Source organism: Salinicola endophyticus (assembly GCF_003206575.1).
In the GTDB taxonomy this organism is placed as follows: domain Bacteria; phylum Pseudomonadota; class Gammaproteobacteria; order Pseudomonadales; family Halomonadaceae; genus Salinicola; species Salinicola endophyticus.
Genome location: NZ_PZJO01000012.1, coordinates 37,901 through 54,894, shown reverse-complemented (window position 1 = coordinate 54,894; position 16,994 = coordinate 37,901). Strand labels below are relative to the sequence as shown.

Sequence of the window (16,994 nt, the reverse complement as noted above, 5' to 3'; positions counted from 1 at the left end):
CAATATCGTCTCGCCGGAGCCGATGGATCTCGAGAGATTACGTCCCCGTGTCATTAAGAGGCCATGACAAGAGGCAATGACCGATTCATCGGCGAACCCAGGTGACGTCGCCGGAGCAGCAGGGCAAAATTGGTAAACAGCGTTTCAGAAAGCAATCCCTTAGCGTAAGTGGACCCGAAGCTCCGTGGTGACGACCTGCAGTATCGATAAGCGTTCAATTCGACGAGATGGCGCACGCAGAGACCTCGCAGGAGGACTTGCATGAGTTACAAGGCTATGGAATCCACCGCCGCGCCGCTCTACCCCATTCGTGAAGTGTCGCGCCTCACTGGCGTCAACTCTGTGACGCTGCGTGCCTGGGAGCGTCGCTACGGCCTGATTCGGCCACAGCGTACGCCCAAGGGACACCGTCTCTACGCCCGCGACGACATCGAGCGCGTCGAGCGCATTCTGCAGTGGCTCAATCGTGGCGTCCCCGTGAGTCAGGTGCGCGAGCTGCTCGATCAGCCCGAGACGGTCGAGACCCCGGCACCGCAGATGGGCGACTGGTCGAGCCAGCGTCAGCACGTGATCCATGCGGTGGACGCCCTCGACATGGGGCGGCTGGAGACGCTGTTCAATCAGAGCCTGGCGCTCTACCCGGTGGGTCTGTGTATCGCCGAACTGTGGCAGCCCACCATTCAGCAGCTGGAAGAGCGCTGGGGCGACCAGTTCGGTGCCACCCTGCAGCGGCGTCTGCTCGAGACCTTCCTGCGTACCCGTATCGGGACGCGCCTCTACCACGCCAACCAGACCAACAGCGGTGGCGAGCTGCTGATCGCGCGGCTGCCCGATGACAGCAGCGGCTTCTGGGCCATGCTGATGGCTCTGGCGGCCTCGGCGGTGGGTTATCGCATTCAGCTGATCGACGGCGAGGTGGCCCTGAGCGAGCTGCCGATGGCGGTCGACCGGCTCGGCGTCAAGGCGGTGCTGCTCGCCAGCGGCCAGGCCGAGCGCAGCGACCTGGTGCGCCGCCAGCTACCGCGGCTGGCCGAGCAGAGCGACGTGCCAGTGTGTCTGGTGGGGCCGGTGGCGCGTATTCGCGTCAGCGATTTCGAGAACACCGAGGTCGCGGTGCTGGGCGAAGACACCACCCAGGCACTCAGCCGGCTGCGCTCGATCGTCGACAACGAAGACTGAGCGCGTCCCCCCGGTGACCGTTCCCCCGAGATGGCCACAAGGAAGTGCCCATGTCCGATCTGCAACTGGTGTGGTTTCGTAACGACCTACGCACGCTCGACAATACCGCGCTGAGCGCCGCCGCCCAGCGCGGCCCGGTGATCGGGGTCTTTCTGGCCACACGTGAACAATGGCGCCGTCACCAGCACGGAGCCGCCAAGATCGAATTCATCCACCGCGGCGTGCGCGCCCTGAGCGACGCCCTGGATGCCCTCAATATCCCGCTGCTCTACCGCGATATCGGCGACTTCTCCCAGGCGCCCCAGGCGCTCGAAGAGATCGTGCGCGAGCACGATGTGACCACCCTGCACTTCAATCGCGAGTATCCCCTCGACGAGCGTCAGCGCGACGCCGCGGTGAGCGAGCACTTACATCAGGCCGGCATCACCGTCCATGATTACACCGACCATATCGCCTTCGAACCGGGTGAGCTGCTCACCGGTCAGGGCGACTACTACAAAGTGTTCACGCCATTCGCCAAGGCCTGGCATCAGCGGGTCACCGCCGAGCAGCTGGCCCTGCGCGACACCCCTGCGTGCCAATCCGCGCTCACGCTGACTCGCAACGCCATCCCGGCACTGCCCGACGCGGATCGCTCCGATCGGGTCGACGCGCATACCTGGGTCGCCGGACAGGACGCCGCGGCGGACAAGCTGGAGCGCTTTCTCGACGCGCGCGCCCGCCGCTATGCCACGGACCGCGACTTTCCCTCCCTCGCCGGCACCAGCGAACTCTCGGCCTACCTTGCCACCGGCATGATCTCGCATCGCCAGTGCCTGCAGGCGGTGATGGCCAACAACGGCGGCCACCTGGCCGACGGTGACGCCGGACTCAAGAGCTGGGCGAGCGAACTGATCTGGCGCGAGTTCTACCAGCATGTCGCGGTGGGTTTCCCCTATATCTGCCAGCACCAGCCGTTCCAGAGCCATACCGCCAAGCTCAAGTGGCGCCACAGCGATCCGGATTTCAACGCCTGGTGCGAAGGCAAGACCGGCTTCCCGCTGGTCGACGCCGCCATGCGCCAGCTGGTGGCCACCGGCTGGATGCACAACCGCCTGCGCATGCTCACGGCGATGTTCCTGAGCAAGCATCTGCTGCTCGACTGGCGGCGCGGCGAGGCGTTCTTCATGGCGCACCTGGTCGACGGCGACTTCGCCTCCAACAACGGCGGCTGGCAGTGGGCCGCCTCCACCGGTACCGACGCCGCGCCCTACTTCCGGATCTTCAACCCGATCACGCAGTCCGAGCGCTTCGACCCCAAGGCCGAATTCATCGCCCACTGGGTGCCGGAACTGGCCGATCTGCCGATCAAGTCGCGCCATCAGCCCAGCGCCAGCGAACGCCGCGCCACCGGCTATCCCCAGGCGATCGTCGATCACAAACGGGCCCGCCAGCGCGCCCTGGACGCCTTCAAGGAGCTCGACTGAGCGCCCCTCTGCCGCGCCCAATGCGCCGGCGCCCGGCCTCGTCACTCATCGGGAGAGTGCCATGACCGCATCATCCGCCGGCGTCAGCGCCGAAGCGATCGCTCACTTCCGCAGCCTGTTCCAGCCGTTGACCCATGACGGCCTGACGGCACTCGCCGAGTGCTACAGCGATGACGTGGAATTCACCGACCCCCTGCATCACCACGTCGGGCGACGCGCGGTCATGGCCTACTACCGCGAGTTGATGGCCGAGGTCAGCCACTGTCACTTCGACTTCCACCAGCAGCACACCCAGGCGGAGCGCTGCTTTCTCGAGTGGACGATGCATTATGCGCATCCGAAAGTGCGCAGCGGACGTACCTTGAGCGTGGCCGGATGTTCACACCTCACCTGGCACGATCAGCGGGTGTGTCGCCACCGCGATTACTATGACGTCGGCGAGATGCTCTACGAGCAGCTACCGCTGATCGGCTGGGCGGTACGCCGGATCAAGCAGCGACTCTAGACCGGGGCGAGCAAGTCGCCTGAGCGCCGCATGCCATCGACGATTGAAGAGAGCAGGGAGAGACCATGGCCAGCCTATCCGGAACCCGACGCATCTGGTTGACCGGCGCCACCTCCGGCATCGGCGAGGCGCTGGCCAAGCGTCTGCTCGCCGACGGCCACCGGGTGGCGCTCACCGCACGCCGGGAGGAGGCGCTCGAGGCACTGGCCGCGGGTCATCCCAACGCCCTGGTGGTGCCCGCCGATCTCACCGATCGCGCTGCGACCCGGCGTGCCGGCGCGGCGATCGAGGAGGCGTTCGGCGGGCTCGACATCGCGCTGCTCAACGCCGGCACCTGCGAATACCTCGACGTGCGCGAGTTCGACGTCGAGCTGGTCGAGCGCGTCTTCACCACCAACTTTCTGGGCACGCTCTACGCCATCGATGCCGCCCTGCCCCTACTGCGCCGTGCCGAGGGGCGCACCCAGCCCCCACTGCTCGCCGCGGTCTCCAGCGCCTCCGCCTATCTGCCGCTGCCGCGTGCCGAGGCCTATGGCGCCTCCAAGGCGGCGATCTCGCACTTTCTGGAGTCGCTGCGCCTCGACCTGGCCGCGGAAGAGATCGATGTCAGCGTGATCCACCCGGGCTTCGTCGAGACCCCGCTGACCGCACGCAACGACTTCTCGATGCCGATGCAGATCAGCGCCGAGCGCGCCGCTGAGTACATCGTCGAGGGGCTGGCCAGGCGGCGGCTGGATATTCACTTCCCGCGCCGCTTCACCTATCTGGTCAAGGCGCTGGGGGTGCTGCCACCAGCCCTGCGGCGCCGTTTCGGCCTGCGTATCGCCGGCCGCGGGCGTGACGGAGACGACGCATGAGTGGGCTGGGTACGACCTCTTCGCCGGCGGGGCAGCGCATCGCGGTGATCGGCGGCGGCATCGCCGGCATGGCCGCGGCCCACTACCTGTCGCGGCGCCACCAGGTGACGCTCTACGAGGCCGGTGCGCGCTTGGGCGGGCACACCGCCACCATCGACGTCGAGCATGCCGGCCACGAGTACGCCATCGACACCGGATTCATCGTCTTCAACGACCGCACCTACCCTCACTTCCAGGCGCTGATGGCATCGCTCGGCGTCGCCACCCAGCCCACCGAGATGAGCTTTTCGGTGCACGAGCGCGGGCGCGACTTCGAGTACAACGGCCACACCCTGGCCACCCTGTTCGCCCAGCGGCGCAATCTGCTGCGCCCGCGCTTCCACCGCATGCTGGCGGATATCCTGCGCTTCAATCGCCGCGCCATCCGCGACTTCGAGAACGACCGCCTGCCCCCGGAGCTGAGCCTGGACGAGTACCTCACGGCGGGCGGCTACGGCGAGGACTTCCGCCGTCGCTATCTGCTGCCCATGGGCGGGGCGATCTGGTCCGCCAGCGAGGCGGGCATGCGCGCCTTCCCTGCGCGCTTCTTCATTCGGTTCTTCCACCACCACGGCCTGCTGTCGGTCAGCGATCGCCCCCAGTGGTACACCGTCAGCGGCGGCTCGCGGCGCTATATCGAGCCCCTGATCGCGCCCTACCGTGAGCGGGTACACCTGCAGAGCCCGGTGAGCGCGCTACACCGCGACGCCGACGGCGTGACGTTGACCACTCCCCGGGGCGAGGCACGCTTCGATCAGGTGGTGCTCGCCTGCCACAGCGATCAGGCCCTGGCGCTTCTGGGGACGCAGGCCTGCGCGGCCGAGCGCGATATCCTCGGCGCCATCGGCTACGCCAGCAACCGCGTGGTGCTGCACACCGACACCCGCCTGCTGCCACGCCGCCGCCGCGCCTGGGCGAGCTGGAACTACCGGCTCGACGGCCGCGATGCCGAGGCCTGCGTGCCGGTGACCTACAACATGAACATCCTGCAACGGCTGGAGAGCGACACCACTTTCTGTGTCACCCTCAACGACGAGGCGCAGATCGATCCGGCGCAGATACTCGCGCGCTTCGACTACGCCCATCCACAGTTCACGCTGGCCGCGCAGCACGCCCAGACGCGCTTCGCCGAGATCTCCCAGCCGGCGCGCCGGACCCACTTCTGCGGCGCCTACTGGCGCAATGGCTTCCACGAAGATGGGGTGTGGAGCGCCTGGCGCGTGGCCCAGGCGATCGACGGCGCTGCCGCCGCACCGGCGCCGGGCGACGCCAGTCCTGCCGGCAGTGAGGTGGCCTGATGGCGTCTGCCCCACGCCGCTGGCACAGCCGGCTCGCCACCGGGCGGCTGCGTCACCGCCGCTTCGTCCCCACCCAGCACCGTTTCGACTACCGGGTGTGGATGCTGTGGCTCGACCTCGATGAGCTGCCGGCGCTGCTGGCCCGCACCCCCGGCTTCGGCACCCGGCGCTACGCCCCGGCACGTTTTCGCCGCGAGGACTATCTGGCGCCGCACGCACTGCCGCTGGCGGATGCCGTGCGCCAGCGACTAAGTGAAGAACTGGGCGAAGAGCTGGGCGAAGAACTGAATGAGGTCACGGACGGCCCGATCCGCATGCTGACCCAGCTGCGCCTGTTCGGGGTGCTGTTCAATCCGCTGACGCTCTATTACGTCTATGATCGCCACGAGCGCCTGCGCGCCGTGCTCGGCGAGGTGACCAACACGCCCTGGGGCGAACGCCAGGTCTACGCCTGTTGGATCGACGACACACGCCACCTGTGCCATGCGCAGTTCGACAAGCGTCTGCACGTGTCGCCGTTCAACCCGATGGCGATGATCTACCGCTGGCGCTTCAACCGGCCCGACGCGCGCCTGCTGATGCACATGGAAACCTGGGCCGAAGAGGCCCGGCATTTCGATGCCACCCTGACCCTGAGCCTGGCGCCGGCGACCCGGCGCGCGCTGGTCGGCGAGCTGCTGCGCCATCCGCTGATGACGCTGAAGACGATCGCCGCGATTCACTGGCAGGCGCTCAGGCTGTGGCTCAAGCGTACCCCCCTTCACGATCACCCAGGACGAGAGCAGAATTCGCCATGACCACCGCCCCCTCCTCGACCGTCGACCGGCGCCGTGACGCGCCGCGTCTGTCGCGCTGGCTGCGGCCGCGCATCCTGAAGGCGCTGGACGCGCTCGATGGCGGCGTGATCACGCTGCACGAAGGTGGCCAGCGTCACCGCCTGGGCCGCGGTGATCCCGCAGCGGCCGACACCCTGACGCTCTGCGTGCGCGTGCACAGCCCCGCGGTGTGGCGGCGCTTCGCCCTCGGCGGTACCGTCGGCGTGGCCGAGTCCTACATGGATGGCGAGTGGGAGGTCGACGACCTGGTGGCCCTGGTACGCCTGTTCGCGCGCAACGTCGAGCACGTCAACACCGGCATGGAGAACGGCACGGCGCGTGTCAGCCGCTGGGCACTGGCGGCGCTCTACGCGGTGCAGCGCAACACCAGCGCGCGCGCACGACGGCATATCGCCGCCCACTACGATCTCGGCAACGAGCTGTTCGCGACCTTCCTCGACCGCGACCACTGGATGTACTCCAGCGCCGTCTTTCCGCATCCGGCGGCGACCCTGGAGGAGGCCTCGACCCACAAGCTCGACCTCATCCTCGACAAGCTCGCGTTAGAATCCCATCACCACCTGCTCGAGATCGGCACCGGATGGGGCGGCCTGGCGATCCATGCCGCGCGCACCCGGGGCTGTCGAGTGACCACCACCACCATCTCCGAGGCCCAGTACGCCTACACCGCCGAGCGCGTGCGCGAGGCCGGGCTGGAGGAGCAGATCACCCTGCTGCGCGAGGATTACCGCGCGCTGACCGGGCGCTACGACCGCCTGGTCTCGGTGGAGATGGTCGAGGCGGTGGGTCATCAGTATCTGGAGACCTATCTCGGCTGCGTCGACCGTCTGCTCACGGAAGATGGCCTGGCCCTGCTGCAGTGCATCACCATCCGCGATCAGCGCTTCGAGGCGGCCAAGCGCGAGATGGACTTCATCAAGCGCTATATCTTTCCCGGCGGCTTTCTGCCCTCGCATACCGCCATCCTGAGCGCACTGAGCCGGCATACCCAGCTCAATGTGCTCGACCTGGACGAGATCGGCCTGCACTACGCGCGCACCCTGCGCGAGTGGCGCCAGCGCTTCGAGGCGAGCCTCGAACGGGTGCGCGAGCTGGGCTACGACGAACGCTTCATCCGCATGTGGCGCTACTACCTGTGCTACTGCGAGGGTGGCTTCGTCGAACGCGCCATCGGCACCTGCCATCTGCTGCTGGCCAAGCCCGGCGCGCGCCGGGCACCGCTCAGCGGACAGCCGTGAAACCCTCACCGGCCCTACGGTCATGAGCCCGCGCCGCCCGCTCGCGCTGGTGCTCAATGCCCTGGCCTTCCAGATCGGCTGGTTCGTCTGCGTGCTGGGCGGCTCGGTGCCGGCCATGCTCGCCCTGGCACTGATTCTGGCCGCCCACTGGCGCTGGCTGGCGCGCCCCGGCGAGTGGCGCTGGTGGCTGGGGTTCGCGCTGGCAGGCATGGCGGTGGACGGCACCCTGGTCGCCCTCGGAGGCATCCGTCTGGCTTCGGGCTGGCCACTGTGGCTATGGGCGTTGTGGCCACTGTTCGCCACCACCCTCCACCACTGTCTGGCGTGGCTCTGGCCGCATCGCTGGCTGGCGCTCGTGTGTGGCGCCGTGGGCGGGCCGCTCAGCTATCTCTCGGGGGCGGCGCTGGCCGGGGCGGAGATCACCACCTGGGCGCTGGTCGTGGAAGCGCTGGTCTGGGCGGGGCTGTGCGCCGAGGTCAGCCGGCGGCTGGGTGGGACTGGCGGCGCTCAGGCGTAGGTCGTGCTGGCCGGCTTCAAGCGCTGCGCCACGGTACCCGCGGGCTGCGGTCGGGCATAGAGAAAGCCCTGCACGTGGCGGCAGCCACGGGCCATCAGGAAACTGCGCTGTGCCTCGGTCTCCACCCCTTCGGCGATCACGTCGAGGTTGAGCCCCTGGGCCATGGCCAGTACCGCCGAGGTGATGGCGGCATCGGCGTGATCGTGGGGCAGTGCGCGGATGAACTCGCGGTCGAGCTTGAGCTTGTCGATCGGCAGCCGCTTGAGATAGGCCATCGAGGAGTAGCCGGTGCCGAAGTCGTCGATCGCGATCTGCAGCCCTTCGCGGCGCAGCGCTTCCAGCCGGGGCGAGATATCGCCGGCGCGCTCGTCGAGCAGCACCGACTCGGTGAGCTCGAGTCCGAGGTAGTGCGGAGCCACACGGTACTGGCCCAGGGTCGAGATCAGGCGCGACTCGAGGTCGCCCTGGATCAGCTGCAGCGCCGAGATATTGACCCACACCGGTACCACCACCAGCCCCTGGGCGCGCCAGTTGGCGAGCTGCGCCACCGCCTGATCGATGACCCAGGCGCCCAGCGCCGGCATCAGCCCGTGGCGCTCCGCCAGCGGAATGAAGTCACCGGGGGGGATCATGCCCTCCTGGGGATGATGCCAGCGCAGCAGCGCTTCCATGCCGATCAGCTCGCCATCGTCGAGGCGATGCTGGGTCTGGTAGTAGACCTCGAGCTGCTCGTTCTGCGCCAATGCCTGGCGCAGATCGTTGATGATCGCCAACTGACGGTCGCCTTCGACCTCCAGCGATGGACGAAAGCGGCGGTCATGGTTGCGGCCATGGCGCTTGGCGCTGTAGAGCGCCGACTCCAGGCGCTGGAACAGCACACCCGCCTCCTTGCCATCCTCCGGCGCGCGGCAGCTACCGATGGTCAGCCCCAGACGCAGGGTGTTGCTGTCGATCTCGAACGGCTCGCTCAGGTGCTGGCGCAGCCCGGCCACCCACGTCTCGTGATCGTCGAAGGTGGTGGTACGAATCACCATGAACTCGTCGCCGCCGAGCCGTCCCACGATACCGCCGGCGACCTGCGCCGCCAGCCGCTGGCCGAAGCGCGCCAGCAGGCGGTCACCGCTGTCCACCCCCAGGCCGTCGTTGATCGCCTTGAAGCCGTCGATATCGATTAGGGCCAGATCCAGACCTTCGCCGGCGCGCAGGTGACGCAGCCGGGAGGCCAGCAGATCGTGCAGCCGCCGCCGGTTGGGCAGCCCGGTCAGCGGGTCCTCGAAACCGATCCGCCGCAGGTCCTGTTCGCGCGCCTTGTGGCGGCTGATATCGGTGAACAGACCGACATAGTGTGACACCCGCCCCTTGCTGTCGTGGCAGGCGCGCACGCGCAGCCACTCGGGGTACTGGTCGCCGTGCTTGCGCTGGTTCCAGATCTCGCCCTCCCAGCGCCCGGTGGCGGCGAGTGCCTGCCAGTAGCGATCGTAGAAGGCCTTGTCATGGCGCCCGGAGGCGAGCGCAGAGGGGTCGAGCCCCTCGATCTCATCGAGGGTGTAACCGGTGATCTGAGTGAAGGCGGGATTGACAGTGAGTAGACGGTTGGCAGCATTGGTGATCATGATGCCGTCCTGGGAGAGTTCGAGCGCCTGCTCGCTGAGCCGGCGGCGCTGATGCTCGAGACGTATCTGACGCCAGCCATCGGCCAGACCGACCAGTACCAGTGCCAGCGCCGCGAGGCGAAGCATCAGAAACGGCAATAGGCTGGCGGCGGCCAGCGCCGCGAGTCCCAGCCAGACCAACGGTCGATTCAGCGAAAAAGAAGGCCACATAGATCTTCGGTTATGGTCGTTATACGAATCGACTCAGGTCGATACTCACCCACTCGCTCCCACCTCGCATCATGCCCCCTCCGCGCGCGCCAGGGCAAGCGCGGCCGGCGTCACCCACCAGGTGCGTGGCCAGGCAGGTCGTGATTGCACGCAAAAGCGCACAAGACTAGCCTTCGGCTCACGTGCATTCGCTGCCCACAGCCATTAGACTGGCCCCGCCTCGCAACCCTTGGGGCACACTCTTTTTCGATTCTCGGAACGATCTAGTGACCAGACAGCACTCTTTCAGCCACGACGATCTGCTGAAATGCAGCCGGGGGGAACTGTTCGGCCCCGGAAACGCCCAGCTCCCCGCGCCCAACATGCTGATGCTCGATCGCATCACGCAGATCAACGAGGACGGCGGCAAGTACCACAAGGGCGAGATCATCGCCGAGTTGGATATCCATCCCGACCTGTGGTTCTTCCAGTGCCACTTCCCCGGTGACCCGGTGATGCCTGGCTGCCTCGGCCTCGACGCCATGTGGCAGCTGGTCGGCTTCCACCTCGGCTGGCTGGGCAATCCGGGGCGCGGTCGGGCACTGGGTTGCGGCGAGGTCAAGTTCTCGGGCCAGATCCTGCCCGATGCTGGCCAGGTCTCCTACCACATCGAGATCAAGCGCGTGATCACGCGTCGCCTGGTCCTGGGGATCGCCGACGGCACCCTGGCAGTGGATGGCAAGGACATCTATCAGGCCAAGGATCTGCGTGTCGGCCTTTTCACCAACACTGAGACTTTCTGAGCGGGAGGCTTCCATGAAACGAGTGGTAGTCACCGGACTGGGTATCGTGTCCTGTCTGGGCAATGACGCCCAGCAGGTACTGGATGCCCTGCGCCAGGGACGCTCCGGCATTCGCTACAAGCCGGAATACGCCGAGCTCGGTTTCCGCAGCCAGGTGGCGGGGAGCGTGGAGATAGACGTCGACGCGCTCGTCGACCGCAAGCAGCTGCGCTTCATGGGCGACGCCGCGGCCTATGCCTATATCGCCATGCAACAGGCGATCGATGACTCGGGGCTGGCAGCCGACGTCGTCTCGAATCCGCGCACCGGTCTGATCGCCGGCTCCGGTGGCGCCTCCAGCGCCAACCAGGTCGAAGCGGCGGATATCATGCGCCAGAAGGGCCTGCGCCGTGTCGGCCCCTATCGCGTCACGCGGACCATGGGCAGCACCGTCTCGGCGTGTCTGGCGACACCGTTCCAGATCAAGGGGATCAACTACTCGATCTCCTCGGCCTGCGCCACCTCCGCGCACTGCATCGGCAGCGCGGTCGAGCAGATCCAGCTGGGCAAGCAGGATGTGGTCTTCGCCGGTGGCGGCGAGGAGGAGCACTGGACGCTGTCGTGCCTGTTCGACGCCATGGGCGCGCTGAGCACCGGCTACAACGACACGCCGGAGAAAGCCTCGCGCCCCTACGACACCGATCGCGATGGCTTCATCATCGCCGGCGGTGGCGGCATGCTGGTGATCGAAGAGCTGGAGCACGCCAAGGCGCGCGGGGCCAAGATCTATGCCGAGATCACCGGCTACGGCGCCACCTCCGACGGTCACGACATGGTCGCCCCTTCGGGTGAAGGTGCGGCGCGCTGCATGCGTCAGGCGCTCGCCGGGCTGGAAGGCAAGGTCGACTACGTCAACACCCACGGCACCTCCACGCCGGTGGGCGATGTCGCCGAGCTCAAGGCGATCCGCGAGGTCTTCGGTGACAGCACGCCGGCGATGAGCTCGACCAAGTCGCTTACCGGCCACTCGCTGGGTGCCACGGGGGTCCAGGAGGCGATCTACTCGCTGCTGATGATGGAGCACCGCTTCCTGTGTGCCTCGGCCAACATCGACAATCTCGATGAGCAGGCCAGCGGTTTCGATATCGTGCGAACGCGCCGTGACGACGTCGAGGTCAAGCGCGTGCTCTCCAACAGCTTCGGCTTCGGCGGCACCAACGCCTGTCTGGTGTTCGACCGCTACGACGGCTGAGCGCGGGTCAGATCGGCAGTGAAAAAGGCGCCCCTCGGGGCGCCTTTTTCGTGGCCGGACTTCTCGTTTCTGGCTGGCATCCGAGATGGTTTCACGCCCGCTGCGTGCAGCGCGCGTGGCTGAATGGGGTGGATGCCAAGCCGCGCTCAGGAGGGCAGTTTGGTCGGTGCCTCGCGCACGCCCTGCGGCGGCCGCGGCACCTCGGAGATCTCCTCCAGACGCGCCTCGATCCACTGTTCCACGTCCGCCATCACGGCATCCGGCGTACGCCCTTCGGTGGCGATCGGCTCACCCACCACCACTCTCAGCTCGCCGGGCTGCTTGACCCAGTGGCGTCCCCAGCGCTCGCCGGCATTGTGCGCCACCGGCAGCACCGGCACCCCGGCGCGGCAGGCGATCACCGCCCCGCTCTTGTTGAAGCGCCGCCGCTGTCCCGGCGCCACCCGCGTGCCCTCGGGAAAGATCAGCACCGAGAGCCCCTCGTCCAGCCGCTGCTTGCCATGGGAGAGCACCTGGCGCATGGCGGTGGAGGGCTTGGAGCGATCCAGCGGGATCGGCTTGAGCAGGCGTACCCCCCAGCCGAACAGCGGAATACTCAGCAGCTCCTGCTTGAGCACCGTGCAGATCGGCGTCTTCAGCAGTTGCAGATAGACCGTCTCCCACTCGCTCTGGTGGTTGGCCAGTACCACACAGGGCCCTTCGGGCACGCGCTCGCGCCCCTCGACGCGATAGCGCACGCCGCAGGTCAGCGACAGCCAGCGCATGATGAAGCGATTGTGGCAGTTGAACAGGCGGAAGCGGCCGCGCAGCGGCAGCATCATCCCCAGCGGCAGCATCAGCAGCCCCGAGACCAGAATCGCCAGAAAATAGCCGGCATAGAAGATCAGACTGCGAATCACGTTCATCTCTCGGCCACCGCTTCCTGGCTTCCATAGTGCTGCTGACACCAGCTATCCAGCATCAGCCCGAGTTCCACCCGCCACGCCTTCTGGTGGATGCCGAAGACATCGAGCAGCCGGCGACAGTCGAGCACCCGCCGCAGCGGCGTGTCGTGGTGCTGATTGAGCGCCTTGAGTTCACCCAGCTCGGCGGGCTGGCCGACGCCTTCCAGGCGGGTCGCCAGCTGGGTCCTGACCACCGAGACGAAGGTGTAGCGGCTGATCGGCTCGACGCCGCAGAGATGGTAGGTGCCCCAGGCGCTGGCGCCGCTGTCGAGCTGCAGCAGGATCCCGCACAGCGCCCGCGCCACCGCGCTGACCGAGGTCGGGCAGACGATCAGGTCCTGGGCCGAGCGGGTCGCCTCGCCGCCGCACAGCGCCTCGATCAGCGGGCCGAGCCAGCTATCCTCGCCGTCCAGCCCGAACAGCGGTCCCAGACGCAGGACCAGATGGCGCGGATGAGCGCGCAAGCGCTCGCCGGTGGTGACCAGCCGGCGCAGGGTCTCGTCCCGTGGCGCGGGCATCGTGGTCTCGTCGATCGGGGTATCGGCGCCATCCTCGAACAGGGTGTCCGAGACGCACCAGATCAGGGCGATCTGCTGCTGCCGGCACAGATCGATCAGCGCCTCGACGTGATCGCAGTGGGCGTAGACCTCGGCCGGCTCGGCCTGCCCCGGGTCCGACAGCGGCGGCACGATCACCGCATCCGCACCCAGTGCCGCCAGCGTGGCCGCATCCGGCAGCTGCTCGAGCGGGGCGAAGGTGATATCGCTGCGGCTCTCGGCGAGACGCGTCAGCGCCACGCCGAGGCAGTGGCGAGGATGGACGAGCAGGCACTTCACGCGGCTACCTCGAGGGCTGGTGGCTCGATGGCTTCTAGCGCGATGGCTCGCCGCTCGGTGACTTGTGCCCTTACGGCACCCGCCTCGATAGCTTCCACGCTGTTCTCTCCTTGATCTATATCGGCTCGCCGCGCGGAGATCCGGGGCGTCAGACCCGGACCGGTCGAGAGTCACCGCGCGGCGATGGGAATCTCAACAGGCCCAGCGGACTCGGGCTATGCTGGAGGCCACCGCCTTTCGACAGGAGAACCCCCATGTCCCGAGACGCCACCGCGCTGTGGGAAGTCAACGCCCAGCTGGGCGAAGGTCCCGTCTGGTCGCCGGCCCACGACGCCCTGCTGTTCGTCGATATTCTCGGCGCCCGCCTTCACGCCTGGCGCCCCGCGGACGATACCCGGCGCAGCTGGACGCTCAGCGAGGCCTGCTGCTGGCTGCTGCCGCGCGATACCGGCGGCTTCGTCGCCGGACTGCGCTCCGGGGTGGTCGAGCTCGATGTCGATCTCGAGCAGGGGCCGCGCCCGGGCAAGCGGCTGACGCCGATCGAGTGGCTACCGGAGGGCGACCGCCTCAACGACGCCAAGAGCGACGGCCACGGCCGGCTGTGGTTCGGCTCGATGGACGATGCCGAGGTCCATGCCGGCGGCTATCTCTACCGCCTCGACGGCCGCGGCCTGGTCGAAATGGACAGCGACTACCACATCACCAATGGCCCGGCGATCTCACCCGACGGGGCCACACTTTACCACAACGACAGCGCCCGCCAGACCGTCTTCGCCTTCGACCTGAGCGCCTCGGGCGAGCTCTCGCGCAAGCGCGAGCACATTCGTCTCGCCCCCGGCAGCGGCCACCCCGACGGCATGACCTGCGACCGCGAGGGCGGCCTGTGGCTGGCGATCTGGGATGGCCAGCGCGTGGCCCGCTACCACCCCGACGGCAGCCTCGACCGCGAGGTCGCACTGCCGGTATCGCGGCCCACCTCCTGCGCCTTCGGCGGCGAGGCACTCGACCGCCTGTTCGTCACCTCGGCGGCGATCGGCTGTGCCGACGAACCGCTCGCGGGGGCGCTGTTCGAAATTGCGGTGGAGGTCGGCGGCAGCGCACAGACGCCGCTATCACTGCCGGTGTGAAACGCAGCGAGCGCCGACCTCAGGCACCGTGCGGACGCAGCACGCGGCGATAGAAGCCGAGGCAGACCAGGACGAAAATCAGCAGCCCCAGCCACTTGGCGGTGCCGGCAAAGCCGGCGCCGACCAGCGCCAGCGGTGCCGGCGACCCGCTCAGCCCGATCACCCCGGCCAACACGACACCGACCAGACTCTCGCCGACGATCAGCCCCGAGGCGAGCAGCACCCCACGCCGACGTGGGCGCTCGGCATAGGTCGTCAGCTCGACGCCGCGCGCCCGGGCACGTGCGCGCAGACGCCGCTCGATCAGCCAGCCAATCACCGCACCGATCACCAGCGGCATGATGATGCTCGGCGGCAGGTAGATGCCGATCCCCACCGCCAGCACCGGCAACCGTGCGCTGCCGCCGCGTCGGCGCAGCAGCTCGTCGACCCCGATCAGCATAGCCCCCAGCGCCAGGCCGATGCCGAGCATGCCCCACTCGAGGTCGTGATCGAAGACGCCGCGCACGATCGCGGTCATCAGCGATGCCTGCGGCGCCCCCAGGGCCTGGCTCGGATCCATGCCCGGGCGCGGCATGGCGCCGGCGAAGCCGTAGGCGTGGTAGAGCAGCGAGAGCACCGGCGGGATCACCAGCGCACCGACCACACAACCGATCATCAGCGCCACCTGCTGGCGCCACGGGGTGGCCCCGACCAGGTAACCGGTCTTGAGATCCTGCAGATTGTCGTTGGCGATCGCCGCCACCGCCAGAATCACCGAGGTGACGAACAGCGCCAGCGCCGTCGGCAGGCGCTGGGCGATCGCCGGGTCGAGGCTGGCAAAGGCATCGCTGACGGCACCGAAGCCCAGCAGCATCAGCGAGACCAGGATCACCGCGACAATGCCGATGCCCGATATCGGGCTGCTCGACGACCCCACCAGGCCCGCCATATAGCCGCAGGCGGCGGCGATCAGAAACCCGAACACGCCGGCGAACAGCACGCAGCCCAGGGTCAGCGTCCACAGCCACGCCGCCGCCAGCGTCGGCGCCGCCTGATGCAGAAAGTGGGCGAAGACCAGTGTCAGCAGCACCAGCAGCAGCGCGGCCAGCCCCAGCAGCAGGCCGGCGGGCAGGTCTTGCTCGCGGCGCGGCGGACGCGCGGCAGTGCCACCGCGCATCGCCCCGAAGGAGGCGCGGATACCCTGGAGCATCGGCTTGAACAGCGTTGCCAGGGTCCACAGCGCGGCGATGCCGATGGTTCCGGCACCGATGAAGCGCACCTTCTCCGACCATAGCGCCATCCCCGCCGCGGCCAGGCCCTGCCCCGCCGCCGGGGTGATCGCGGTGAGCCAGGGCACGGCGATCCCCCAGGCGATCAGCGTGCCGATCAGCATCGCGATGCCGCCGACGATCCCCACCAGGTAGCCGGCCCCGACCAGCGCCAGCGAAAAGCCGGTAGCGAGCTGGACGGCGCTGCGCCCCACCGCGAACCAGACGCTGATGCTCTCCGCCAGCAGCCGCAGCCCGCCGCTGGCGAAGGCGAACGCCGCCGCCACGCCGGCGCCGAGGGCGATCTCGCCGGCTCCCGTCTGCTCGCGCCGGGCGCTCTCCCGCGCGGACTCGGCGCGCTGCGTCGCCTGGCTGCCGACCTCGAGGATCTCGGCCGCGGCGATCCCCTCCGGATAGGGCAGATCACTCTGCACCACCATCACCCGGCGCAGCGGAATGGTGTAGAGCACGCCCAGAATGCCGCCGATGGCGCAGATCGCCGACGTCTGCCAGAACGGAAAACCCTGCCAGTAGCCGATCATCAGCAGTCCCGGCAGCACGAAGATGATCGCCGAGAGGGTGCCCGCCGCCGAGGCCTGGGTCTGCACCATGTTGTTCTCGAGCTTGTTGGCGCCTGGCAGGCGGCAGAGCACCGCCATCGAAATCACCGCAGCCGGGATCGCCGAGGCGAAGGTAAGGCCCACCTTGAGCCCCAGATAGACGTTGGAGGCGGTGAACAGCAGGGTGATGGCGGCACCCAGCAAAACACCTCGCAGCGTCAGTTCAGGCAGCCTGACGGCGTCGGGTATCCGGTGTGACATGACAAGAGACTCTCGAGCTGGAAGACAGGGCCCGCCGGGCCCCAGCCTGGCGGCGACGAGGACGTCGGCACCGGGGTGATCATTAGAAGGCTATCGAACCCGCCATTCTAATCCGCCGCCCGCAAGGCGTCGAGTCACACCGCCGGTAAGGCGATGTCACGCGGGATGTCGGCCAGGGAAGGCGCCCATCGCAAAAACCGCCGGGAGCGGTTTTGCACGTCGCGCAGCTACGGCCCGCAGGGTGG

Annotated in this window: 15 protein-coding genes; 11 read left to right on the top strand and 4 right to left on the bottom strand. The window is 67.9% G+C overall.

Annotation, left to right across the window (positions count from 1 at the left end):
• The first annotated feature begins 261 nt into the window (after positions 1 to 261).
• From DOM66_RS19070 to DOM66_RS19035, 8 genes are all read left to right on the top strand, one after another.
• A complete protein-coding gene (locus DOM66_RS19070; protein WP_110691203.1) occupies positions 262 to 1,179 on the top strand; it encodes a MerR family transcriptional regulator in 918 nt (305 codons plus the stop codon).
• A gap of 50 nt (positions 1,180 to 1,229) precedes the next feature.
• The gene (phrB, locus tag DOM66_RS19065) at positions 1,230 to 2,645 is read left to right on the top strand and encodes a deoxyribodipyrimidine photo-lyase (protein WP_110691202.1); all 1,416 of its coding nucleotides are present in this window, start codon (positions 1,230 to 1,232) and stop codon (positions 2,643 to 2,645) included.
• Positions 2,646 to 2,706: 61 nt separating this feature from the next.
• Complete coding sequence (locus DOM66_RS19060; RefSeq protein ID WP_110691201.1) at positions 2,707 to 3,150, top strand: nuclear transport factor 2 family protein; 444 nt, start codon at positions 2,707 to 2,709, stop codon at positions 3,148 to 3,150.
• A 65-nt stretch (positions 3,151 to 3,215) separates the two neighbouring features.
• On the top strand, positions 3,216 to 4,007 hold the full coding sequence (locus DOM66_RS19055) for an SDR family NAD(P)-dependent oxidoreductase (RefSeq protein WP_110674018.1): 792 nt from the start codon (positions 3,216 to 3,218) through the stop codon (positions 4,005 to 4,007).
• Positions 4,004 to 5,344, top strand: coding sequence for an NAD(P)/FAD-dependent oxidoreductase (locus tag DOM66_RS19050; RefSeq protein ID WP_110691200.1), 1,341 nt, complete (start codon positions 4,004 to 4,006; stop codon positions 5,342 to 5,344). Before DOM66_RS19055 ends, DOM66_RS19050 begins: the two co-directional genes overlap by 4 nt.
• Entirely contained in the window at positions 5,344 to 6,141 is a 798-nt protein-coding gene (locus tag DOM66_RS19045) for a DUF1365 domain-containing protein (RefSeq protein ID WP_110674016.1), read from the top strand. Before DOM66_RS19050 ends, DOM66_RS19045 begins: the two co-directional genes overlap by 1 nt.
• Positions 6,138 to 7,418: an SAM-dependent methyltransferase gene (locus DOM66_RS19040; protein ID WP_110674015.1), complete on the top strand. Its 1,281-nt coding sequence runs from the start codon at positions 6,138 to 6,140 to the stop codon at positions 7,416 to 7,418. The genes DOM66_RS19045 and DOM66_RS19040 overlap by 4 nt, the downstream gene beginning before the upstream one ends.
• 22 nt (positions 7,419 to 7,440) lie before the next feature.
• On the top strand, positions 7,441 to 7,935 hold the full coding sequence (locus DOM66_RS19035) for a DUF2878 domain-containing protein (protein WP_110691199.1): 495 nt from the start codon (positions 7,441 to 7,443) through the stop codon (positions 7,933 to 7,935).
• Here DOM66_RS19035 and DOM66_RS19030 read toward each other — a convergent pair.
• Complete coding sequence (locus DOM66_RS19030) at positions 7,926 to 9,758, bottom strand: putative bifunctional diguanylate cyclase/phosphodiesterase (protein WP_110674013.1); 1,833 nt, start codon at positions 9,756 to 9,758, stop codon at positions 7,926 to 7,928. The genes DOM66_RS19035 and DOM66_RS19030 overlap by 10 nt on opposite strands.
• 266 nt (positions 9,759 to 10,024) lie before the next feature.
• Between DOM66_RS19030 and fabA the strand changes: the two genes are divergently transcribed.
• Positions 10,025 to 10,540, top strand: coding sequence for a 3-hydroxyacyl-[acyl-carrier-protein] dehydratase FabA (fabA, locus tag DOM66_RS19025; RefSeq protein ID WP_106418797.1), 516 nt, complete (start codon positions 10,025 to 10,027; stop codon positions 10,538 to 10,540).
• A gap of 13 nt (positions 10,541 to 10,553) precedes the next feature.
• On the top strand, positions 10,554 to 11,771 hold the full coding sequence (gene fabB / locus DOM66_RS19020) for a beta-ketoacyl-ACP synthase I (RefSeq protein ID WP_110674012.1): 1,218 nt from the start codon (positions 10,554 to 10,556) through the stop codon (positions 11,769 to 11,771).
• Between the two features lie 146 nt (positions 11,772 to 11,917).
• On the opposite strand, the gene DOM66_RS19015 is transcribed toward fabB, so the two are convergent.
• Together DOM66_RS19015 and DOM66_RS19010 are read right to left on the bottom strand one after the other, a co-directional pair.
• Positions 11,918 to 12,676, bottom strand: a complete 759-nt coding sequence (locus tag DOM66_RS19015; protein ID WP_110674011.1) for a lysophospholipid acyltransferase family protein — start codon at positions 12,674 to 12,676, stop codon at positions 11,918 to 11,920.
• Positions 12,673 to 13,551, bottom strand: coding sequence for a sugar nucleotide-binding protein (locus tag DOM66_RS19010; RefSeq protein WP_110691198.1), 879 nt, complete (start codon positions 13,549 to 13,551; stop codon positions 12,673 to 12,675). The genes DOM66_RS19015 and DOM66_RS19010 overlap by 4 nt, the downstream gene beginning before the upstream one ends.
• Before the next feature lie 254 nt (positions 13,552 to 13,805).
• Between DOM66_RS19010 and DOM66_RS19005 the strand changes: the two genes are divergently transcribed.
• Positions 13,806 to 14,678 carry an SMP-30/gluconolactonase/LRE family protein gene (locus DOM66_RS19005; RefSeq protein WP_110691197.1) on the top strand — a complete coding sequence of 291 codons (873 nt, stop codon included), beginning with the start codon at positions 13,806 to 13,808 and terminating at the stop codon, positions 14,676 to 14,678.
• Positions 14,679 to 14,697: 19 nt separating this feature from the next.
• Here DOM66_RS19005 and DOM66_RS19000 read toward each other — a convergent pair whose 3' ends face one another.
• On the bottom strand, positions 14,698 to 16,749 hold the full coding sequence (locus DOM66_RS19000; protein WP_110691196.1) for an OPT family oligopeptide transporter: 2,052 nt from the start codon (positions 16,747 to 16,749) through the stop codon (positions 14,698 to 14,700).
• Positions 16,750 to 16,994: the final 245 nt, after the last annotated feature.